At 35.4% G+C, this 22439-nt stretch carries 23 protein-coding genes, 1 tRNA gene and 1 other annotated feature; of the genes, 20 read left to right on the forward strand and 4 right to left on the reverse strand.

The window, feature by feature from the left end; genetic code table 11:
• The 4 genes from moaC to ACS3UD_RS04410 all read left to right on the forward strand — a co-directional run bounded on the left by moaC (position 1) and on the right by ACS3UD_RS04410 (position 1420).
• A complete protein-coding gene (gene moaC, locus ACS3UD_RS04395; RefSeq protein ID WP_308137637.1) occupies positions 1-474 on the forward strand; it encodes a cyclic pyranopterin monophosphate synthase MoaC in 474 nt (157 codons plus the stop codon).
• A 12-nt stretch (positions 475-486) separates the two neighbouring features.
• Positions 487-921, forward strand: coding sequence for an MOSC domain-containing protein (locus tag ACS3UD_RS04400; protein WP_308137636.1), 435 nt, complete (start codon positions 487-489; stop codon positions 919-921).
• 72 nt (positions 922-993) lie between these two features.
• Entirely contained in the window at positions 994-1176 is a 183-nt protein-coding gene (locus ACS3UD_RS04405; protein WP_308137635.1) for a hypothetical protein, read from the forward strand.
• A 55-nt stretch (positions 1177-1231) separates the two neighbouring features.
• Positions 1232-1420 carry a ferredoxin gene (locus ACS3UD_RS04410; RefSeq protein WP_308137634.1) on the forward strand — a complete coding sequence of 63 codons (189 nt, stop codon included), beginning with the start codon at positions 1232-1234 and terminating at the stop codon, positions 1418-1420.
• Positions 1421-1494: 74 nt separating this feature from the next.
• Here ACS3UD_RS04410 and ACS3UD_RS04415 read toward each other — a convergent pair whose 3' ends face one another.
• A complete protein-coding gene (locus ACS3UD_RS04415) occupies positions 1495-2307 on the reverse strand; it encodes a TIGR00266 family protein (protein ID WP_308137633.1) in 813 nt (270 codons plus the stop codon).
• A gap of 413 nt (positions 2308-2720) precedes the next feature.
• Here ACS3UD_RS04415 and ACS3UD_RS04420 point away from each other — a divergent pair, with 413 nt between their 5' ends.
• From ACS3UD_RS04420 to ACS3UD_RS04455, 8 genes are all read left to right on the forward strand, one after another.
• The gene (locus ACS3UD_RS04420) at positions 2721-3548 is read left to right on the forward strand and encodes a tRNA 2-thiocytidine biosynthesis TtcA family protein (RefSeq protein WP_308137632.1); all 828 of its coding nucleotides are present in this window, start codon (positions 2721-2723) and stop codon (positions 3546-3548) included.
• 205 nt (positions 3549-3753) lie between these two features.
• Complete coding sequence (locus ACS3UD_RS04425) at positions 3754-5457, forward strand: sigma 54-interacting transcriptional regulator (protein ID WP_308137631.1); 1704 nt, start codon at positions 3754-3756, stop codon at positions 5455-5457.
• Positions 5458-5736: 279 nt separating this feature from the next.
• A complete protein-coding gene (locus ACS3UD_RS04430) occupies positions 5737-6915 on the forward strand; it encodes an acetyl-CoA C-acetyltransferase (RefSeq protein ID WP_308137630.1) in 1179 nt (392 codons plus the stop codon).
• 11 nt (positions 6916-6926) lie between these two features.
• Positions 6927-7589: an acetate CoA-transferase subunit alpha gene (gene atoD, locus ACS3UD_RS04435; RefSeq protein WP_308137629.1), complete on the forward strand. Its 663-nt coding sequence runs from the start codon at positions 6927-6929 to the stop codon at positions 7587-7589.
• On the forward strand, positions 7589-8239 hold the full coding sequence (locus tag ACS3UD_RS04440; protein WP_308137628.1) for a CoA transferase subunit B: 651 nt from the start codon (positions 7589-7591) through the stop codon (positions 8237-8239). The genes atoD and ACS3UD_RS04440 overlap by 1 nt, the downstream gene beginning before the upstream one ends.
• Before the next feature lie 25 nt (positions 8240-8264).
• Positions 8265-9026: a 3-hydroxybutyrate dehydrogenase gene (locus ACS3UD_RS04445; protein ID WP_308137627.1), complete on the forward strand. Its 762-nt coding sequence runs from the start codon at positions 8265-8267 to the stop codon at positions 9024-9026.
• A gap of 71 nt (positions 9027-9097) precedes the next feature.
• Positions 9098-10384, forward strand: a complete 1287-nt coding sequence (locus ACS3UD_RS04450) for a GntP family permease (protein ID WP_308137626.1) — start codon at positions 9098-9100, stop codon at positions 10382-10384.
• Positions 10385-10465: 81 nt separating this feature from the next.
• Positions 10466-11410 carry a 3-hydroxyacyl-CoA dehydrogenase family protein gene (locus ACS3UD_RS04455; RefSeq protein ID WP_308137625.1) on the forward strand — a complete coding sequence of 315 codons (945 nt, stop codon included), beginning with the start codon at positions 10466-10468 and terminating at the stop codon, positions 11408-11410.
• Between the two features lie 35 nt (positions 11411-11445).
• On the opposite strand, the gene ACS3UD_RS04460 is transcribed toward ACS3UD_RS04455, so the two are convergent.
• A complete protein-coding gene (locus ACS3UD_RS04460; protein WP_308137624.1) occupies positions 11446-11937 on the reverse strand; it encodes a staygreen family protein in 492 nt (163 codons plus the stop codon).
• Positions 11938-12147: 210 nt separating this feature from the next.
• Positions 12148-12402 (forward strand) — a binding site (T-box leader).
• 96 nt (positions 12403-12498) lie between these two features.
• Between ACS3UD_RS04460 and ACS3UD_RS04465 the strand changes: the two genes are divergently transcribed.
• On the forward strand, positions 12499-13698 hold the full coding sequence (locus ACS3UD_RS04465; protein ID WP_308137623.1) for a hypothetical protein: 1200 nt from the start codon (positions 12499-12501) through the stop codon (positions 13696-13698).
• Between the two features lie 34 nt (positions 13699-13732).
• Positions 13733-14809 (forward strand): iron-containing alcohol dehydrogenase family protein, encoded by a 1077-nt coding sequence (locus tag ACS3UD_RS04470; RefSeq protein ID WP_308137622.1) that lies wholly within the window; start codon positions 13733-13735, stop codon positions 14807-14809.
• Between the two features lie 60 nt (positions 14810-14869).
• Here the strand turns inward: ACS3UD_RS04470 and ACS3UD_RS04475 are convergent, their stop codons facing one another.
• Both ACS3UD_RS04475 and ychF read right to left on the reverse strand, forming a co-directional pair.
• On the reverse strand, positions 14870-15535 hold the full coding sequence (locus ACS3UD_RS04475; RefSeq protein ID WP_308137621.1) for a hypothetical protein: 666 nt from the start codon (positions 15533-15535) through the stop codon (positions 14870-14872).
• A gap of 73 nt (positions 15536-15608) precedes the next feature.
• The gene (gene ychF / locus ACS3UD_RS04480) at positions 15609-16700 is read right to left on the reverse strand and encodes a redox-regulated ATPase YchF (RefSeq protein ID WP_308140118.1); all 1092 of its coding nucleotides are present in this window, start codon (positions 16698-16700) and stop codon (positions 15609-15611) included.
• A gap of 215 nt (positions 16701-16915) precedes the next feature.
• On the opposite strand from ychF, the gene ACS3UD_RS04485 reads away from it, so the two are divergent.
• From ACS3UD_RS04485 to ACS3UD_RS04510, 6 genes are all read left to right on the forward strand, one after another.
• A complete protein-coding gene (locus ACS3UD_RS04485; protein WP_308137620.1) occupies positions 16916-17611 on the forward strand; it encodes a single-stranded DNA-binding protein in 696 nt (231 codons plus the stop codon).
• Between the two features lie 161 nt (positions 17612-17772).
• The gene (locus tag ACS3UD_RS04490) at positions 17773-19947 is read left to right on the forward strand and encodes a DNA topoisomerase III (protein ID WP_308137619.1); all 2175 of its coding nucleotides are present in this window, start codon (positions 17773-17775) and stop codon (positions 19945-19947) included.
• A gap of 29 nt (positions 19948-19976) precedes the next feature.
• Positions 19977-20615, forward strand: a complete 639-nt coding sequence (locus ACS3UD_RS04495) for a hypothetical protein (RefSeq protein ID WP_308137618.1) — start codon at positions 19977-19979, stop codon at positions 20613-20615.
• Between the two features lie 12 nt (positions 20616-20627).
• The gene (locus tag ACS3UD_RS04500; RefSeq protein ID WP_308137617.1) at positions 20628-21266 is read left to right on the forward strand and encodes a hypothetical protein; all 639 of its coding nucleotides are present in this window, start codon (positions 20628-20630) and stop codon (positions 21264-21266) included.
• A gap of 11 nt (positions 21267-21277) precedes the next feature.
• The gene (locus ACS3UD_RS04505; protein WP_308137616.1) at positions 21278-22147 is read left to right on the forward strand and encodes a DNA-3-methyladenine glycosylase family protein; all 870 of its coding nucleotides are present in this window, start codon (positions 21278-21280) and stop codon (positions 22145-22147) included.
• A 210-nt stretch (positions 22148-22357) separates the two neighbouring features.
• Positions 22358-22431, forward strand: a tRNA-Pro gene (locus ACS3UD_RS04510).
• Positions 22432-22439 lie beyond the last annotated feature (8 nt).

The raw sequence follows: 22439 nt of genomic DNA on the forward strand, positions 1-22439 counted from the left end.
ATGGAGTTAACGCATATTAATGAACAAGGCAGAGCAAAAATGGTTGATGTCAGTGATAAGCAAGATACCCTGAGAGAGGCTGTTGCATGCGGAAATGTATATATGAAAAGAGAAACCCTTGAAAAAATTCAAGAAGGAACAATAAAAAAGGGAGACGTGCTTTCTGTTGCACAGGTGGCAGGAATCATGGGAGCAAAGAAAACGTCTCAGATAATTCCAATGTGTCATCCTATAATGATTTCGGGATGCGACATGGGGTTTGTGCTGAATTTTGAAAAAAATAGAATTGAGATAACTGCAACAGTGAAGAATACAGGGCAGACCGGAGTTGAAATGGAAGCGCTTACGGCGGTTTCAATTGCCGGACTTACAATCTATGATATGTGCAAGGCAATAGACAGAGGAATGATAGTTTCAGATGTTATGCTCATGAAAAAATCGGGCGGCAAATCGGGACTATTTGAAAGAAAATAAGGAGAAAGTAAAATGGCAAAAGTATTAGCTGTAAATATAAGTGAAACCAAAGGAGTTCCTAAAGAACCTATTGATAAAGGTTTTTTTGAAGTGAATCATGGGCTTAATGGAGATGCTCATGCAGGAAACTGGCACAGACAGGTAAGTCTTTTAGGACAGGAAAGTATAGATAAAGCAAATGCAGCAGGCAATTTAGATTTATGCGTTGGAAAATTTGCAGAAAATTTAACAACTGAAGGAATTGTACTCTATGAACTTCCGGTTGGTACAAAACTTAGAATAGGTGAAACAGAGATGGAAGTGACACAAATAGGAAAAGAATGTCACGCAGGATGTGCGATTAAAAAGCTTGTAGGAGATTGCGTAATGCCAAGAGAAGGAATATTTACAAAAGTTTTGAAAGCAGGATGGATTAAGCCGGGAAATAAAATCGAAATTTTAAGTTAATTTTTTAAATTATAGTGCTGCCTCAATGAATAAATGCAGAAAAATAAATCACACTAAAACAGAGGTGATTTTATGGCAAAAGCAGGAATGAGAAGGCCGGATCCAAGAGATCCGCATGGAACAGAAAGCAATAAAAAGCAGCATTTCAAAAAAAATGAAGAGCCACCTGTTCCTGAAATACAAGGTAAAGCTAAATACGGACATGAAAAGGCAAAACAGATTATAATTAATTCTATTCATCATAAGGAATTATAATAATTATGCCTTAACACTATTTTAGTAACAATATTAATCAATAAAGGAGGATAATATGAAAGCTATAGTAGACAGAGACGCATGTATCAGCTGCGGACTGTGTGTATCTGTGTGTCCCGGAGTATTTGAAATGGATGATGAAGATATCTCAACTGTAATACAGGATCCGGTAGCGGATGAGAACGAAGATTGTGCAAAAGAAGCTGCAGATGGTTGTCCAACAGATGCAATTAGTATTGAATAATAACTAAGCAAGCAAAATTTTAGGCTGTCGAAAAAACATTTTTGACAGCCTTTTTTATAAATTATTTTCGACCGTTAATCCTCTCCAAACAGGTTTCCGATACCTATGCTTCCCAGTAGACTTCCTTCTCCCTTGCTTGATGCACCTGAATTAGCTTTTTTGCTGGCAGAAAATATCCTGTCAGCCATCCTGCTGAAAGGAAGTGATTGAAGCCACACTGTTCCCGGTCCTCTAAGTGTTGCAAGGAACAACCCTTCTCCTCCGAACAGGGCGCTTTTTACATTGCCTACGAACTGTACATCATATTCAACTCCAGCTGTGAACGCAACAAGGCATCCTGTATCTAATTTCAGCATCTCCCCAGCATTAAGTTCTCTTTTTATAATCGTTCCGCCCGCATGCAAGAACGCCAGTCCATCACCCCTTAGTTTTTGCATTATAAATCCTTCTCCGCCGAAGAAACCAACACCTATTTTTTTCTGGAATGCTATGCTGATTTCTATTCCCTTAGCGGAACAAAGATAGGAATCTCTTTGACAAATTAGTTGCCCTCCGTAATCCATAAGATTAACCGGTATTATTTTTCCTGGATATGGAGCTGCAAATGCCAGAGATTTTTTTTCTATGGATTTGTTTGTAAATGTTGAAGTAAATAAATTTTCACCTGAAAGAACGCGCTTGCCTGCTGTGGCCAAGATTCCTTTAAAGCCTTTTGAAGATTCTCTTCTGTTTCCGTCTCCAAAGACGGTATCCATCTCTATGTCGGCATCCATGTACATCATTGCACCAGGTTCTGCAATTATGGTTTCGCCGTAGTCCAACGAGATTTCTACAAATTGGATATCATCCCCGTAAACCCGGTAGTCTATTTGGTGAGCTCTTTCCATTGTTACCTCCTTTAAAGTTCTACCCTTGCGGTATATAATTGTTTTTGGCAAACATTATAACATTATATCTAAATTAACATTGCAAAATATTAATTGTACTTTGCGGTAGATGGTTCTACATATTGAAATTTTTGCAATCTGCTACTATCTTAGCTGCTCAGTTTAGTATTATATTTATACTTCAGTTTAGCAAAAAATATAACTGCGTGCAATATATATTATAAATTTAGCTTGTAAAAATTTAATATAATTAATATAATTAATATATAATATAATTTTATTTATATTATGCGGCAAACTACTCCTGTTTATGAACATGTGGTGAACATATTTAATATATAGGATATTAAACTAGCGCACTGTTTTCTGGTGCGTTTGATAAATGTTATGAAAAATATGTAAAGTAGGTTTATATGGAAAAATATGAAGAAGTAGAAAGAAGTATAGTTAAAAAATTTAGAAAAAGCATATGGTCAAAGTTTATATCTGCAGTTAAAGAATATAAATTAATTAAGGATGGGGATAAAATTGCGGTATGTATTTCCGGAGGTAAAGATTCCATGCTCATGGCCAAATGCATGCAGCAGCTTCAAAAATACAGTGATGTTAATTTTGAAACTGAATATATTGTTATGAATCCAGGCTACAATGAAATAAACAGACAGATTATAGAAGATAATGCCAGACTGTTAAACGTGCCTATTAAAGTGTTTAATACGCAAATATATGATATAGTTGCAAATATCGAAGAAACGCCTTGCTATTTGTGTGCAAGAATGAGAAGAGGGTATTTGTACAGATATGCAAGAGAACTGGGCTGCAATAAAATTTCTTTGGGACATCATTTTGACGATGTTATTGAAACTGTATTAATGAGCACTCTTTATGCTGCTGAATTCAAAACTATGATGCCTAAGCTCAAAAGTACAAATCATGAAGGAATGGAACTGATTAGACCTATGTACAAAATTAAGGAGGACGATATCATAGCATGGAAAAGATATAATGATCTACAATTTATACGATGCGCCTGCAGATTAACTGAATCCTGCGCCGCAGGAGATGAAGGCATGGGGTCTAAGCGCCAGGAAATAAAGGAACTTATAAGAAAGCTCAGAAAGACAAATCATCATATAGACGCAAATATTTTCAGAAGTATTCATAATGTTAACTTGGAAACCATAATAGGTTATAAAAAAGGCAATAAACGACACAGCTTCTTAGATGATTATGATAAATAAGAGAACGTGTTTATGAACTATTGGATGAATGAATATGTGCTTTGGCTAGTAATGAAGACAGAATAATTTATAGCCCTAAATAAAATGTTAGTTTTTGTAAAAAGCTTCTTTTTGTTATATAAAATTTTTTCGTTTTTTTTTACATAATATAGAATAAATTTATATAACATGGGTATATATTTAGTAACCTGAAGGGGGGGGTGTTATGAAGAATTTTGATGAATTCAGGAGTTTTATTGACAATCTTAGCGACGGAATATTGTTAATTGACGAAAAGAAAAATATCATAATTAACAAGAGTTTCAAGATTTTATTTAATATTAAGTATGGAGAACACTTTAAAGTAACGGAAATCTTGAATCAGTTCGGTATTACAAACATATTGACCGGTAATGAAATAACAGAAAAAGAAATAAGTATGAATCAAAAGAAAATTATTGTGGAGTCATATAATTTTAGTACATTTGATGAAAACGATTACAAAGGCTTGATATTTAAAGAAATAATAGACATTGAGGAGACTAAATCGGAAATTGAGGAACTTAAGTTAGGCTTAAGCAGTATGAAGGATATTTTGGACAATGCTTACCAAGGTATTGTGTTGATAAATGATGAAGGAAAAATAATTAAGTGGAATTATGAAAAGCTTTTTGGAATAAAGGAAGAGGATGTATTGGGAAAACCTGTCGAAGATGTAATAGAAAACACGAGACTGCATATAGTTCTTAAAACGGGCAATAAGGAGTTGTATGATATCCAAAGAATTCAGGGACATGACATGATAGCCAGCAGGACACCCATAATTAAGGACGGCAAAGTAATCGGAGCTGTGGGAACAGTATTGTTCAAGGATGTCAAGGAGGTTAAGGATCTGGCAACAAGGCTTAAAATTCTTGAAAACACAGTAAGCATTTATAAAAATGAAATAGGAAAAATGTATTGTGCAAACTATACTTTTGATGACATTATTACTAAAAATAAAAAAATGATTGCTATTAAAAGCATAGCCTTAAAAGCTGCAAGTTCATCTTCAACCATATTGATAGAGGGCGAGAGCGGTACTGGTAAGGAATTTTTTGCTCATGCGATTCATGATGCAAGCAGCAGGAGAAAAAGTCCGTTTGTAAGAATCAATTGTGCCGCAATTCCTCATGAACTTTTAGAGTCAGAACTGTTTGGATATGAATCAGGCGCATTTACAGGTGCAAAGAAGGAAGGCAAAATGGGAAAGCTTGAATTGGCAAACGGTGGTACAGTTTTATTGGATGAGATAAGCTCTTTGCCTTTCAGTATGCAGGCAAAACTTTTAAGAGTTTTAGAAGAAAGGGAATTTGAGAGGATCGGCGGAAATGAAGGAATCAAGATCGACATAAGAGTTATAGCGTGCACAAATGAAGGATTGGAGAAATTAGTTGAAAAGGGTCTTTTCAGACAGGATTTGTTCTACAGGCTTAATGTTGTTGAAATTAAGATACCACCATTAAGAGAACGCATAGACGACCTTGAGACCTTATGTGAGGATATACTGACTAAACAGCTGGAGGCAGGATTAAATCATAAGAAGGTGACGGATAAGGCCATACTTGCCATGAGGTTGTATGATTGGCCTGGCAATGTCAGAGAATTAAGAAATGTACTAGAAAGAGCATCAAATATATCCATGGGAAATTATGTTTCAATGCAGCATCTTCCGGATTTTATAAGTGACAAACTTGTTATGGAATCAAAAAAATCAGCAAATAAGCAATTAAAGGATAAAATAGCAGAAGCAGAAATAAATGCAATAATATCAGCATTAAGAGCTTCAAAAGGAAGCAGGACAGAAGCAGCTAAAAAGCTTGGGATACACAGGACGGCCCTATATAAAAAGCTTTCGGGATATGGTATAGACATCAAAAACATTGTGTAGAATAATATCTACAAATTAAAAAAGCGTAGAAATATATCTACAGTTCTAATTAATCTCATGATTATATATATAATTAAATAGTTTATTAATTAACAAAAATACAGTGTAGACAAACATCTACACTGTATTTTTATGTATATAATTTATTTTGATCTATATTCCTTTAAAAACATTGAAATTTTAGCATTATTAATTAATCTAAAAATATTTTAATCAATTGGCACAGTACTTGCTTTATATATTAACATACACACTAACTAAAAAATTTAAGGAGGAATCATGAGAGAAGTTATAATAGCAAGTGCGGTAAGAACACCAATAGGCAGTTTTGGTGGGTGTTTTAAAGATGTATCTGCAGTTAAGCTGGGTGCCGCTGCCGCAGATGCTGCTCTTAAAAAGGCAAACGTTAGTCCGGAAGCGGTAGATGAGGTTATATTTGGAAATGTTCTTCAGGCCGGTATTGGACAAAACCTGGCCAGACAAGTATCAGTAGCTATAGGCGTTCCTATTGAGGTGCCTTCGATGACAATAAACAAAGTTTGTGGTTCGGGGCTAAAGACAGTACAGCTGGCTGCTCAAGCAATAGCTCTTGGTGAAGCCGATGTTGTTCTGGCAGGAGGATCAGAAAACATGAGTATGGCTCCATATATTATTCCAAAGGGAAGATGGGGCTTCAGAATGGGTGATGCAGCTATTATAGATTCAATGGTTGCAGATGGCTTAACAGATATATTTAATAACTATCATATGGGCATCACGGCAGAAAATATTGCAGAACAATGGAATATAACCAGAAATGAGCAGGATGAATTTGCGGTAAGAAGTCAGAATAGGGCAGAAAAGGCAATAAAAGAAGGAAAATTCAAAGATGAAATTGTTCCTGTATCTATTCCTCAAAGGAAAGGTGATCCGATAGTTGTTGATACGGATGAATTTCCCAGATTCGGAGCAACCTTGGAAGGTTTGTCAAAGCTGAGACCAGCATTTAAAAAAGACGGAACTGTTACAGCTGGATCATCGTCAGGTATCAATGACGGAGCAGCAGCAGTATTGTTAATGTCAAAGGAAAAAGCCGAGGAACTGGGCGTTGAACCTTTGGCTGTTATAGTATCATATGCCTCTGCGGGCGTTGATCCTAAAATAATGGGCTACGGCCCCGTTCCTGCAACAAAAAAAGCATTATCAAAAGCGGGAATGACTATTGAAGACATTGATTTAGTAGAAGCAAATGAAGCTTTTGCAGCACAATCTATTGCAGTTGTCAGAGATTTGAACTTAGATGCTGAAAAAACAAATGTTAATGGCGGTGCTATTGCATTAGGGCATCCGGTTGGATGTTCCGGTACCAGAATTCTTGTAACTTTAATCCATGAAATGGTTAAAAGAGATGCAAAAACAGGCTTGGCAACATTATGTATAGGCGGCGGTCAGGGTACTGCATTAATCGTTAAGAGATAGGGGGATTCACTTTGAAAGATAAATTGATAACAGTTGAAGAAGCAGTGGAAATGATTCATGACGGAATGACAATAATGGTTGGAGGATTTTTAGGTTGCAAAAACCCTTATGTTATTGTTGATGCATTGGTAGAAAAAGGTGTAAAGGACTTAACTCTTATAGCCAATGACACATCTTTCCCGGAAATAGGCATAGGAAAATTAATAGTTAATAAGCAGGTAAAGAAATTAATAGCATCGCATGTTGGAACAAACAAAGAAACAGGAAGACAAATGAATTCAGGAGAAATGGATGTTGAACTTGTTCCGCAAGGGACACTTGCAGAGAGGATAAGGGCAGCTGGTGCAGGTCTGGGAGGCGTATTAACACCTACAGGAATTGGTACGATAGTTGCTGAAGGAAAAGACATCTTAACAATAGATGGAAAAGAATATCTTCTGGAGAAGCCTTTGAAAGCTGATATAGCACTAATAGTAGGTGCAAAGGTTGATAAAAAAGGCAACGTAAGGTATGCGAAAGCCACAAGGAACTTTAATACTATTATGGCAACTGCAGCTGATGTGGTAGTTGTTGAAGCTGATCAAGTTGTTGAAGTGGGAGAAATTGATCCTGACGATGTTATGACACCAGGAATATTCGTAGATTATATTGTTGATGTTGGAGGTGAAGCGTAATGAATGATAAAGAATATATTGCCAGAAGAGTCGCCAAGGAATTAAATGACGGAGATGTTGTTAATCTTGGAATAGGACTTCCTACAATGGTTGCAAATTTTCTTCCTGAAGGAATAGAAATTACATTGCAGTCAGAAAACGGATTTCTTGGAATTGGTCCTGTGCCTGAAGAGGGTAAGGAAGATCCGTATCTTGTAAATGCAGGAGGGATACCTGTTACGATAAATCCGGGAGGCTCATTTTTTGACAGTGCCGATTCATTCGCTATTATCAGAGGTGGTCATGTAGATGCTACGGTTCTCGGAGCATTGGAGGTTGATGAAAAAGGAAATCTTGCAAACTGGATGGTACCAGGAAAAATGGTTCCCGGAATGGGTGGAGCAATGGATTTGGTAACAGGAGCAAAAAGGGTTATCGTTGCCATGAGCCATACAGCAAAAGGAAACCACAAAATATTGAAGCAATGCAAGCTTCCGTTGACAGCCGTTAATGCCGTAGACTTAATAGTTACGGAAATGGGAGTTATGGAAGTTACAAATAAAGGAATTGTACTGAAAGAAATCAACCCGGAATATTCTGTTGAGGATGTTCAGGCTGCTACAGAAGCAACACTGATTGTTGATGAAAATCTTAAGCATATAGAAATATAGTAAATTAATTAAACAGGAGGATTTCATGTTAGAAAATAGAGTTTGCATAGTTACCGGAGCTGCCAGCGGAATAGGTCTGGCTATAGCAGAAGCGTTTTCAAATGAAGGTGCTAAAGTAGTAATGGCTGATATTAATGAAGATAAATTAAAAGAAGAAGCAGACAGATTGGGTGCTTCGTATATAAAGACAGATTTGAGTAAACAGGAAGACTGCAAGAGCTTAGTCGATTTTGCTCTTGAGAAACATACTAAGGTTGATGTGCTTGTCAATGTTGCAGGAATACAGACAGTATGCCCGATTGAAGATTTTCCTGAGGATAAATGGAAATTTATGATGGATTTAATGTTGACAGCGCCGTTCCTATTAACAAAATATGTCTGGCCGTCCATGAAAGCTCAAGGATGGGGAAGAATCATAAACATGGGGTCAATCCACGGATTAATTGCTTCAGAATATAAGGTTGCGTATATATCCGCTAAACATGGTCTCGGAGGATTAACAAAAACTTCCGCAGTCGAAGGCGGGAAATACGGTATTACCTGCAATATGATTTGTCCTTCATATGTAAGAACTCCATTGGTTGATAAGCAAATTGCGGATCAAGCAAAGAGTCACGGAATTCCAGAAGATAAGGTTGTTTCTGACATAATGCTTACAAAGGCATTCGTTAAAAAGTTATTGGAGCCTAAAGATGTTGCTGAAGTTACAAAATTTTTGTGCTCGGAAACAGGAGACTGCATAACAGGCAGCATGTTTACAATTGACTGCGGATGGACTGCATCTTAGCATTTTAATTGCAGCTTCGGCAATGCTGAGGCTGCACACAAATTTTAATAAAAAAGACAGGAGGAAAATATATGTTAGGTATTATTATAGGATTAGTTCTTTTAATGTTTTTAGCCTATAGAGGGTATTCAATTTTATGGGTTGCGCCTGTTTGTGCATTGGTAGTTGGTTTGTCAGGAGGTCTTAATGCTCTTGATCTGTACAGAGAAACATATATGACCGGGCTTGCAGGATATGTTAAATCGTGGTTCCCTGTATTTATGCTTGGTGCAATATTTGGCCATTTAATGGATTATACAGGCTCTGCAAAATCAATAGCTCATTGGCTGACTAAGACACTGGGAGCAAAAAGGGCAATTATCGGAGTAGTTGTAGGGTGTGGAGTTTTAACGTATGGTGGAATCTCACTGTTTGTTGTTGTTTTTGCAATGTATCCTTTGGCACTTGAATTGTTTAGAGAAGCTAACATTACAAGAAAGTTGATACCAGGAGCTATCGCACTAGGATCGTTTACATTTACCATGACTGCAATACCAGGTACACCTCAAATCCAAAATATTATTCCGACAAATTATTACGGCACTTCACCTACGGCTGCTCCTATAATGGGAACATTAGCAGCGGTGCTGATGTTTGTACTTGGAGTTTTGTGGCTTCAGAGAAGGGAAAAGAAATTTACTGCAGCCGGAGATGTTTTTACTGAACCTAAAAACAAAGAGGCAGCAGTTATTGATTACAGCAAACTTCCGAACCCGTTTCTATCATTCCTCCCGCTGGTTACTGTAATAGTTACCATGAACATTTTTGACTGGGATATTGTTATTGCATTACTATGCGGCATTATCTTAGCAATGATTTTAAATTTCAATAAATATCAAGGGTTTACAAAATCAATCAGTAACGGTGCAGTCGGTTCCATTACTGCTATACTAAATACTGCGGCTGCTGTTGGATTTGGAACGGTAGTTAAATCAGTTCCCGGCTTTGCAACTTTAACCGGAATATTGCTCAATGTTCCAGGAACTCCACTTATTTCTGAAGCAATTGCAGTTAACTTGCTGGCAGGCGCTACAGGTTCTGCATCAGGCGGCATGAGTATAGCTCTTGAGGCATTGGGTGAAAAATATCTGGCAATAGCAATGGAGACAGGAATAAGTCCTGAGGCATTCCACAGAGTGGCATCTCTGGCATCAGGAGGCCTTGATACACTTCCGCACAATGGTGCAGTATTAACGCTTTTGGCAGTTACGGGAATGACTCACAAGGATTCCTATATAGATATTTGTATGACTTCACTTGTACTACCGTTAGTTGCATCAATACCTGCAATTCTTATAGGAAGTTTAGGAATTTACTAGAAAATAGTTTAATGAAGATGCAGAAAACCGCATCTTCATTATTGTATGAATTTTGTTGATGTTTACATAAGGAGGAATGAAATGAAAGCAGAAGACATTAAAAAAATAGGAGTTGCCGGAGGAGGCACAATGGGCTCAGGTATAGCCCAAATTTTTGCACAGAACGGATATGATGTAGTTGTTGTGGATTTAGCTGAAAAGTTTTTAGAAAACACAAAAAGAATTATAAATTTAAATCAAAAAACATTAATAAATGAAGGTTTGCTAACTGAAAAAGAGGCTCAGGATGCATTAAAACACATTTCGTTTTCTACTGAAAAAAAAGCTTTCGAGGATGCAGATCTGATTATAGAAGCAATAATAGAAAAAATGGGTATTAAGCAGGATTATTGGGCTGAGGTTGAATCAATTGCTAAAAATGACTGCATATTTGCCACAAACACGTCAGGCTTGAGTATAAATGGAATATGCGAAAAAGTAATAAATAAAAAAAGATTTATAGGAATGCATTGGTGGAATCCGCCGCACATCATACCGTTAATTGAACTAATAAAATCAGACGAAACATCTGAAGAAACAGTTGAAACATTACAGCAGATAGTTGATAGAATAGGTAAAGAGTCTGTTGTTGTATTGAAGGACGTCAACGGTTTTATAGGAAACAGAATACAATTTGCAGTATATAGAGAAGCGTTAAAAATTGTAGAAGAAGGTATAGCAACTGTTGAAGATGTTGATAAAGCTATGAAGTACGGGCCTGGGTTCAGATATCCTGTGCTTGGTCCTTTCGAGACGGCAGATTTAGGCGGACTTGACACCTTCTACTATATATCATCATACTTGTTTAATGAACTTAGCGATGAAAAAAATCCAACAAAACTTCAGCAAGAGCTGATGGATAGCAGTGTGTTTGGAGTTAAATCCGGAAAGGGATGGTATGATTATTCAGACGGTAAGGGTGATGAGGCTATGGCCAGAAGAGATGAAAACTTCTACAAAATGCTGAAGCATATTCATAACAGCTGATGTAAATTTTAGAAAGATATAATAAAAATGCCCGATTATTTCGGGCTTTTTTTATTATATCGATATCTTTGGGCAAAAGTCATATTGTAATCAGAAAATGTGCCCCAATTTTCTGTTTTGTTAAAATTAGGATCAGTGGATAGAAAATATACTATTATTGGAATGTTGTCAAGCTCGGGGTGAGCGGCAAATAATTTCCTATCGCCGTATCTTATGGCTTCTAGAGCTGTAGGGAGGTTATTTCTGAATATGGCTTCGCGTACTGCCTTGACTTCTGGAGTAGTGAACCTGCCGTTTACATATAAATAAACGTAGTAGAGATAACTTTCTCCATTCTGTATCCATTCTCCCATAACTTCATCTCTTTTAGGGTTAATTCTATTATAAGCAAACTCCAAACCAATTGTTAAAAACAATTCTCCTGTTAAATCAGAATGAGTTAAAGTGTAACGTCTGGGTATGATGGGTTCTGTGGCATTAACATCTACAAATTCAATATATAGATCATCTGGATTTAAATTTACCATTTCATAATTCCTTTCCGATAATTTTGATAAAAATAAATATCATATACTATAATATTAAGCTGCAGATTTTTTGTTCAATAAATGAATCTAATTATGTAATAAAAGAATGTTAAAGGTGATTATAAAAAAAATAGCATATTTATAAATTTATATTGACAAAGAATTTGTACAGGTGTATAATCCTAAAAAATACATAAATTAATGAGCAACATAAACGCTGTGATAAGGAGTATTAAGCATTTTTAGTGAATTCAGAGAGTTGTTGGCCGGTGAAAAACAATATTCTACGAGATGCTGAACTAGCCTTGGAGCGGATCTTCCGAAAATTTAAGTAGGTAGGTACGAATAAGCCAATCGTTAAAAATGGCAGGATATCGATTAGAAATAACCCGTATCTGGAGAGTGCATTTCATATGAAATGAATAAGAGTGGTACCGCGAAAGATATATGTCTTCCGTCTCTTAGGGATTAGTATACCCTGAGAGATGGAGTTTTTTTTGCCTTTCTCATGGATAACTGACAACCAGTGTATTTAAACTAAAATCATGAGAGGTATTAAAAATGGAAAAACAAAGACAAGTAACAAGAAACATGAGTATGGCAGGAGTAATTTCAGTTGCATGTGTCCTGTTTAGTTCGCATGCCGGAGGAGGCTTTGCTACAGGAAATCAGGCAACACAGTATTATGTGCAGTATGGGTGGTTTGCACCTTTTATGGCAGTGATTGCTATGGCAATACTGACCTTGACTATTCGAGAATGCATTATTATGTACAATACCAGGGGGCTTACCAGCTCTAAGGAGCTGTTTCAGACTCTGTACCATCCGTTTGATAAAATTTCTATATTGTTTGATATTTACTTTTATACGATGGTTTTGTGTGCGGTGGGTGCTGTTATTGCAGGAGCGGCATCGTTACTTAACAAAACATATGGTATTCAATATGTGTATGCTGTTTTGACAGTAGGAGGAATTCTGCTTTTATTGACTATTTTTGGAGCAACGCTGGTTGCTAAAGCATCAACTGTAATGTCAATAGGAATATTAACTTCGTGCGCTGTAATATTCATACTGGGAATCAATGCAAGAATGCCTGAAGTATCAAATATATTTGCTGTTAAATCCGGGACTGCGAACATTGGAACAGGAATCCTAAAAGCATTTACTTATGCTGGCTTTCAATCGGTGGTTATACCTACGATGATATCTTGCGGCAGGGCATTAAAAAGTCCTAAGGCGGTATCTCGTTCCATGATGATTTCATTTATAATTAATTCAATTGCGCTGGTGTTGTCGGTAATAATGCTGTTAGGGTGGTATGCGGAGTTTACTCAGGCCGGAGAAATGACTCTGCCGGCTCTGTATATAGCTAAGCAGCTGGGTAAATCATATGTATTTTGGGCATACAATATATGCTTGTTCCTTTGCTTTATTTCCACAGGCGTGACAACAATTTATGGCTTTGTTGATAAATTTGACAAGTCTAAAATGCTTGAAGGCATAAAGAATGTTATAGGAAGAAGAATTATAGTATCAGGGTTTATTATGCTTTTATCTATGGGGATTTCAATGGTAGGATTAGATAAGATTATAAAATATGGCTACGGCTATATGGGATATCTGGGTATTGCAATTATAATAGTTCCGTTCTTGACAATAGGTGTTTACAAGAATAGAAAATTCATAAAGGAACAAAGCTGTGATAAAGCTGACATATTAACTGAACCATACAACGGATTCGCCGAAAAAACAGAATGTTAGTAAGTTTAGCAATTATAATAAAGGAGACAAAATTATGAATACACAATTATTTCCAGGTTACACAATAGGACCTGATGCTTATAAGGAAGTAGTAAAAATATGCAGCCCATTCGGAAAAAAGGCGGTTGTTATAGGGGGAGAAAGAGCTATAAATGCCGCTAAAAATAAAATTCAGGAGTCTGTAAAAGGAAGTGAGCTTGAAATCACAGGCTTTTTCCCATACGGAGGAGAAGCTTCGGTGGAAAACATCGAAAGATTGAATTCCATACCCGAAGTGATTGAGGCAAACATGATTTTCGCTGTTGGGGGAGGCAAAGCAATGGATACATGTAAGGTGCTGGCTCAAAGGACTAACAGGAAATTCTTTACGTTTCCTACTATAGCATCTACATGTGCTGCATGTACTAGCCTTGGTATATTATATCATCCAGACGGATCATTGAGAGAATATTCATTTTCAACTATTCCGGCAACTCACATATTTATCGACAGCGAAATAATAGCGCAGGCGTCTGATAAATATCTTTGGGCAGGAATAGGCGATTCCATGGCGAAATATTATGAAAGTTCTGTATCCAGCAGAGGAGATGAACTGAAACATTCACAGGCGATGGGTGTGTACGTGGCAAATATGTGCAGTAAACCCTTTGTAAAATATGGAATTAAAGCCTTGGATGATTGTAAAAATAATAGGGTATCTAGTGAATTGGAAGAAATAATACTTGGTGTTATTATATCAACAGGTTTTGTTTCAAATCTTGTTAGCATAGATATAACAACAGGCCTTGCACATGCAATATACAACGGGTTTACAATAATACCGCAAATTGAGAAATATGGACATTTGCATGGTGAAATAGTTTCATATGGTATTTTAATTTTGCTCATAGTTGATAAACAAGAAAAGGAATTTGAACGAATTTTTAATTTCAACAAAACTATAGGTTTGCCCACAAAGCTTGAAGATATACATTGCTCAATGGACGATGTGGATAGTGTAATAGAAAAGGCATTGAAAGGTATAGACGTGCGTCATTATCCGTACAAAGTTACACCGGAAATGATAAAGAATGCTTTTGAATATCTGGAGTCATATAACAAAAATATTTAGGAATTACGGAAAACCGCTTTAAGCTTAGTTAAAGCGGTTTTAGCCTATATGATATTGTTTTTATGATTTTATATTCGTATGAATGTTTAAAATATTATCGACTGCATCTTTTGTTTCGCATTTAATTTTTAATTTTACTTTTGTGTTTAAATTAAAAAAAGTCGGCAAATCAATTATAAGTTTACAATATTCATTTTTATCAAGTACTTTACTTTTGTACGGGTCACTCCATATATAATTCTTAATACCAGGCCATTTAATTATTTTACAGTTATGCATGATGCCGCTTTCGTAAATTCTATTTTTCTGAAAACCCTTATAAAGGAATAGAATTGACATACATAAGGAAAAGCTGGACCAAAATAAATAATTTGGAAAATCTTTTATAAATATCACCGTTTGATAAAAGTGCGCTACCATATTATTTTCATAGAAATATTCCTTTGCAGATCTCAAGGCTTCAAAATCAAGTAATTGAAAAATATTACGAATATAATTTCCCGCTATTAGAAAATTAACGTTTCGTATTTTATTGTTCAGCAATACAAGCCAAGATATTAGTATTATAATATAGATAAAAGCATATATAAAATTGCTAATATTATAATTTAATATGATTATTTCTTCAATTAATCTTTTCTTAATTCTTGAACTGATATTGAAAATCTCAAAAAAAGTAAAACCAAAAGTTAAAATAATCAATACTGCATATATTTTATAACCCAAAACTTCAACCCCCTAAGTTTATAAAAAAGAGTTTGGGCTAAACTGAACTCAAACTCTTTTTATAATTTTTTGTCTATACATTAAACCTAAATAGGATGATGTCTCCGTCTTGTACAGTATATTCCTTTCCTTCCAGGCGCATCAGACCTTTTTCTTTAACAACCTGCATGGTTCCATATTTTTCGGCATCCTCATATGAGGTTACTTCTGCACGGATAAATCCTCTTTCTATATCGGAATGAATTTTTCCGGCTGCCTGTGGAGCTTTGGTTCCGTCTATAATTGTCCAAGCTTTGGACTCCATGGGACCTGTTGTAAAAAAGCTAATCAATCCTAGAAGCTTATAACTTGCTCTTATTAGTTTATCGAGTCCTGATTCTTCAAGCCCCAGCTCTTGGAGAAACTCAATTTTTTCATCATCTTCCAGAACTGAAATTTCTTCTTCTATTTTTCCGCAAACAGTAATAACTTCTGAGTTATCTTGGGCAGCGTGTTTTTTTACATCTTCAACATATTTGTTTTCTGAAGGGTCTGAAAGGTAGTCTTCATCAACATTTGCAGCATAAAGTACAGGCTTAGCAGTAATCAGATTAAAGGTTTTAAGCAGTTTCAGCTCTTCATCTGTATAATCTAAGAATCTTGCTTGCTTTTCATTTTCCAGCGCACTTACTATTTTCTTTACAAGCTCAAGCTCAGGTAGAAGCGATTTGTCATTTTTAACCAGCTTGCTTAGCCTTTCAAGTCTTTTTGCCATCACTTCCAGATCTGCCAGCACAAGCTCAAGCTCAATTATTTCTATATCTCTTATTGGGTTTACTGAACTTTCCACATGTATTACATTTTCATCATCAAAGCATCTTACAACATGGACTATAGCCTCAACTTCTCTGATATGTGAAAGAAATTTGTTTCCAAGCCCCTCGCCTTTGCTGGCTCCTTTCACAAGCCCGGCTATATCAAAAAATTCTATAACTGCAGGAACCGTTTTTCCTGAATTGCTCATTTTAGTTAAAAAGTTCAATCTTTTATCTGGAACTTCCACTACACCAACATTGGGCTCAATTGTACAAAATGGATAATTTGCAGATTCAGCTCCTGCTGAAGTTATTGCATTAAACAATGTACTTTTGCCTACGTTTGGAAGCCCTACTATTCCTAATTTCATAAAACGTATTACCGTCCTTTCGTTTCTTACAAATCCAAATTTACTCAAATTATTATATAACATAAAAAACTAAACTTCAATACATTTTCTTAAACCGTATTAATGTGGTGCAAAGTAATTGTCAACAGCAATTTTTTTTATTATATAAAGCATATATTAAATTGCAATGAATAGTATGGTATATATAAGACAAATTATAGGGGGAAAAAGTAAATATGAACGATAAACAGATGCAGTCAAACTATATAAGGATTGTCGGAAAAATAAACAGTAATTTGGAATTCAGCCACGAAGTATTCGGAGAAAAGTTCTACGAATTTTCTATGGAAGTACCTAGATTAAGCGACACCAAGGATTTGCTGCCTGTTATAATATCTGAAAGGCTGATAAATGATATTGACATGAGTCCCGGAAATTTCATTGTTATTGACGGTCAATTCAGATCCTATAACAGATATGAAGAAACAAGCAATAAACTTCTTCTTAGAGTATTTGTAAGAGATATACTGCTACCCGGTGACGAATTTGAAGAACTAATAAGGCACCCAAATGAAGTTTTTCTTAATGGATATCTCTGCAAAGAAACAAAATTCAGAACTACGCCTTTCGGCAGAGAAATTACAGATATGCTGATTGCTGTTAACAGGTCATATAACAAATCAGACTATATACCATGCATAGCGTGGGGGAGAAATGCTAGGTACTGTGAAAAGTTAGAGGTTGGAGACCATATAAAAATATGGGGAAGAATTCAGAGCAGGAAATATCAGAAAAAATGTGAAAACGATACCTATGAAACGAAGACAGCATATGAAGTATCTGTTACAAAATTAGAACATATAAAGACAGAAAACAACAGAAAAAGAGATGTTGAAGATAATGAAGATAATGAAGATGATTTTGAGGAATAATATAAGATATAAAAATAAGATATAAAAGTTTTGTTGCAAAATTTGAGAAACCGTAAAAGGTTTCTTTTTGATTTTTTGTGATGAGTTATTTTTAAATATATATTTTTAAATTTACAATAATGTGTTACAATAATATTTATCAAAAACAAAGGAAAAGTAAGATGATTTTAGTATTGGCAGAAAAACCTTCTGTTGGGAAGGATATAGGAAAAGTTTTAAAATGTAACAAAAGTTCAAACGGTTATGTTGAAGGCAAGGAATACATCGTAACATGGGCACTGGGGCATCTTGTAACGCTGGCTGATCCTGAAAGCTATGATTCAAAATATGCTCGATGGGAGCTAGAGCATCTTCCTATCATTCCGCGAAGAATGCGAACAGAAGTGATTAAAAAAACCAGGAAACAGTTTGGTGTAGTAAAAAGTCTTATGCTGAGAAAAGATATAACACAAATTGTAATTGCAACTGATGCAGGAAGAGAAGGAGAACTTGTTGCAAGATGGATTATTGAAAAAGCCGAAGTGAGAAAACCTATTAAGAGGCTTTGGATTTCTTCAGTAACTGACAAAGCAATAAAGGACGGTTTCAGCGGATTAAGAGATGCTGCACAGTACGATAATTTATATAAATCAGCAGAAGCGCGTGCAGAAGCTGACTGGATTGTTGGAATTAATGCTACAAGAGCATTGACGTCGAAATATAATGCTCAGCTATCCTGTGGAAGAGTGCAAACCCCGACAATTGCCATGATCGCAGCTATGGAAGATGAAATACGAGAATTTAAACCCTCGAAATTTTACGGTATAGAACTGTCGGCTGGAGGATTTAAATTTAAATGGCACGATAAAAACAATGATACAAAAACGTTTAACGCTGAAAAATGCGATAAAATAATTAGCAAAATTTCAAATAAAAAAATTGAAATTACTGATATATCCCGAAAAAAATCTTTTAAGCAGGCTCCATTGCTGTATGACTTAACTGAGCTTCAAAGAGATGCCAACAACATGTATAATTTTTCGGCAAAGGAAACGTTAAACACAATGCAGTTACTATATGAGAGACATAAAGTGCTTACGTATCCAAGAACCGATTCGAGGTATCTAACTGAAGATGTAGTTGAAACTTTAAAAGACAGGGTGAGGGCTTGCAGCGTAGGACCTTATTCAAAAATAGGATTTAAAATAGCTTCTAACGCAATTAAAGGGAATAAAAATTTTGTAAATAACGGAAAAGTTTCTGATCACCATGCAATTATACCTACTGAGCAGCCTGTATTTTTGGCGAATTTTTCAGATAGAGAAAGAAAGATATATGATCTGGTCGTTAAAAGATTTTTTGCTGTGCTTTCGAAACCATTTGAATATGAAAAAATCTCAATAAAAGGGAAAATTGAAAATGAGGTTTTTACCTCCGAAGGCAGAATAACATTGTCAGCAGGGTGGAAGGAAGTCTATGGTAATTATGAAGATGATGAAATTCTTGAGGATTACACTCTTGAAAAATTAAACAGCCTTAAAAATGGAGTGCAGATAAGAGCTGCATCTCTGAAGAAAACAACTGGTGAAACTAAGCCTCCTGCAATGTTTACAGAAGCAACTCTGTTGTCTGCTATGGAAAATCCAATAAAATTCATGAAAAATGCTGACAGGGATCTGAAAAAAACCATTGGAATGACAGGAGGTCTCGGAACAGTTGCAACAAGAGCAGACATAATTGATAAGCTGTTCAACAGTTTTGTAATAGAAAAGAAGGATAAATATATCCATACAACTTCTAAGGGGAGGCAGCTCCTTGACCTTGCTCCGCAGGAGCTGAAATCTCCGGTTCTTACAGCTGAATGGGAGCAAAAATTGACGGATATTTCTAAAGGTCACACTGACAAAAATGATTTTATCAGAGAAATGATCGATTATACAAATAAGATAATCAAAGATATTAAAACAAGCAGCAAAACATTTGTACACGATAATGAAACAAGAGAAAAGTGTCCCGAGTGCGGAAGTTATCTGCTTGAGGTGAACGGGAAAAAAGGAACGATGCTCGTGTGCCAAAACAGAGAGTGTGGATATAGAAAAGGAATCTCTCAAATAACAAACGCAAGATGCCCAAACTGCCACAAAAAACTTGAGCTTAAGGGAGAAGGAGAAGGTAAGATTTTTGTGTGCAAGTGCGGTTACAGAGAAAAGTTGACTGCATTTAATAAAAGAAAAGAAAAAGAGAAAACATCAATTTCTAAAAAAGATGCAGCAAAATATATGTCAAAGCAAAACAAAAAACAAGACGAAGTATTGAATACCGCTCTGGCAGATGCTTTGTCTAAATTAAAACTTTGATAGATAAATATATTTAAAGGAGAAAATCCATGCAATATGCAATGGTCGTAACAGTGCTGTTGTTAGTATTTGTTTTTGTAAAAATTAAAAAGCAAATAAAAGAGGTTAACTATTTAAACGATATTTTGTATGCAAGAAAGGAACCTGAAAAATACATCGAAGAAATGAACAATATTCTTTTAAAAAAACAGACAGAAAAGAATATCGTTATAAATACAATTCAAAAAACAACAGGCCTTTTATACGCCGGAAGGTTCGATGAAGTAATCAATGAGCTGGAAAAATTCAATAATGCTCCAAAAAATTGGTTACCAATATATTATCAGAACATGGTGCTGGCGTATTACTTCAAAAAAGATAAGAATAAAGCAAACGAAAAGTTCAAGGAGGCAAAGCCTATATTTGAAGAATTCAGGAAAAATGAATATTACAAAGAATTTATAGATATAGTATATTCGGTATCTGAATTTTACAATGGGAAAGCTTCTAAAAAGTATTTTACTCACTTGGCTGAAACGGGAGCCAATGACTACAGAAAATCTTTTGGGTATTATTTTTTGGGCATGATCGAAAAAAAGGAAAAGAATTTAGAAGATTCTGATGAAAATTTTAAAAAAGCAATGGAGTACGGGAAGGGAAGTTTTATAGAAAAATTTTCCGTACAATAATGAGGAGAAGATATGTATTTAATACTGGTAGTCCTGGCAATTGTTTTTGCTTATACGATCAGGAGAAAAAGTGTTTTGGAAAAACAGGTAAATTTATTCAAGAGACTTTTATACATCGAAAAAAATCCTGAAAAATACATCGCCGAAGTTGATAAACTGCTTATGAGAATGCTGAGCGAAAAGGAAAAGAACATTAATCTTATTCAGAAAACAACCGGACTTTTTTATGCCGGAGAATTTAGCGAAGCTATAGACATTTTGACCGAGCAAGTAACTAAAATACCTCCAAACTGGCAGGTAATATATTATCATAACATGCTTTTAAGTATGTATTTTAACGGCAGTATTGAAAAGGCAAATGAAGTGCTGGATGATGTAAGAGCTACCATTGACAAATATTACAGCAGGGATTATAACAAGATAACTATTGAATTGATTTATGCGGTTTCTGACTTCTACAATGGAAATATATCCAAGTGCAGAGAATTTTTCAACAATTTGATAGAAGCAGCGGGAAATGATTATAGAATTTCAATTGGATATTATTTTAAAAGCAGAATACTTGAGATGCAAGATAAGCTGGAAGATGCGGAAGATAGCATGGAAGAAGCAAGAAATTACGGACACGGTAGCTTTATTGAAAAGCTTTAGAGGGGACCAAGATGAATATAGATTACAAAAAAAACAAATTAATACTCAGTGATGTGAGAGATTTTAATATTAAACATATTTTTGAGTGCGGACAATGCTTCAGGTGGAACAGAGAAGAGGATGGAACATATACGGGAGTGATTCAAAACAAGGTTATAAATGTTGAACAGAATGATTCGGATGTTATTATTAACAATGTTACTGAAAGCGATATTGACCTTATTGAAGAATATTTTGATCTAAAAACCGATTATGCAGAAATAAAAAAACGTGTAGACACAGATGAAATTATGTCCGAAGCGATAAAATTCGGATACGGTATAAGAATTTTGAATCAGGACGAATGGGAAACCATGGTTTCATTTATGATTTCAGCAAATAATAGAATTCCGATGATTAAAAAGGTTATAGAGAATTTGAGCGCGGCTTTTGGAAATTATATTGGAAACTACAGAGGAAGGGATTACTTCAGCTTTCCCGATGCAGAGCAGTTGTCAAAAGCTGAAGTAGAAAAAATACAGGAATGCAAGGCGGGCTTCAGATCACCGAGGATTAAGGAGGCTGCAGAAAGATTTTTGAATGAAAGAGATATTGTTTACAATATAAAAAATACATCATATGATGAGGGGCTGGCTTACCTTAAAACCTATGCAGGAATAGGGGACAAGGTTGCAAATTGTGTACTTTTATTTTCAATGAGACAATTTGATACATTTCCTGTTGATGTTTGGGTTAGAAGGGTGATGCAAACTTTGTATGTAGACAAAACTACAAAAGATGTCGATATAAGAAAATTTGCTGAAAACAAATTTGGGGAATTCTCAGGCTACGCTCAGCAGTATCTTTTTTTCTATGCCCGAGAGAACGGAATAGGAAAATAATTATATTAGTTTCAATTCATAAATTTTATATGATAAGGAAAGGTGTAATACAAAACATCATATATTTTCCGCCTTTATTACTTATATAAATGATGTTTTGCAGAGTATGCTGTATTAGCAAGAGTAAAAATTAGCTTCTAATTAATAGCCTTAAAAACAATAAAAATAAATTGACAAACAACCTTGCTTGATATATAATAGTAATGTTTTCGGGGTGTAGCGAAGCTTGGTATCGCGCATGGTTCGGGACCATGAGGCCGAAGGTTCAAATCCTTTCACTCCGATTTTTAAA

Origin of the sequence: Sedimentibacter sp. LTW-03 (assembly GCF_052059825.1) — a bacterium.
Classification (GTDB): Bacteria; Bacillota; Clostridia; order Tissierellales; family Sedimentibacteraceae; genus Sedimentibacter.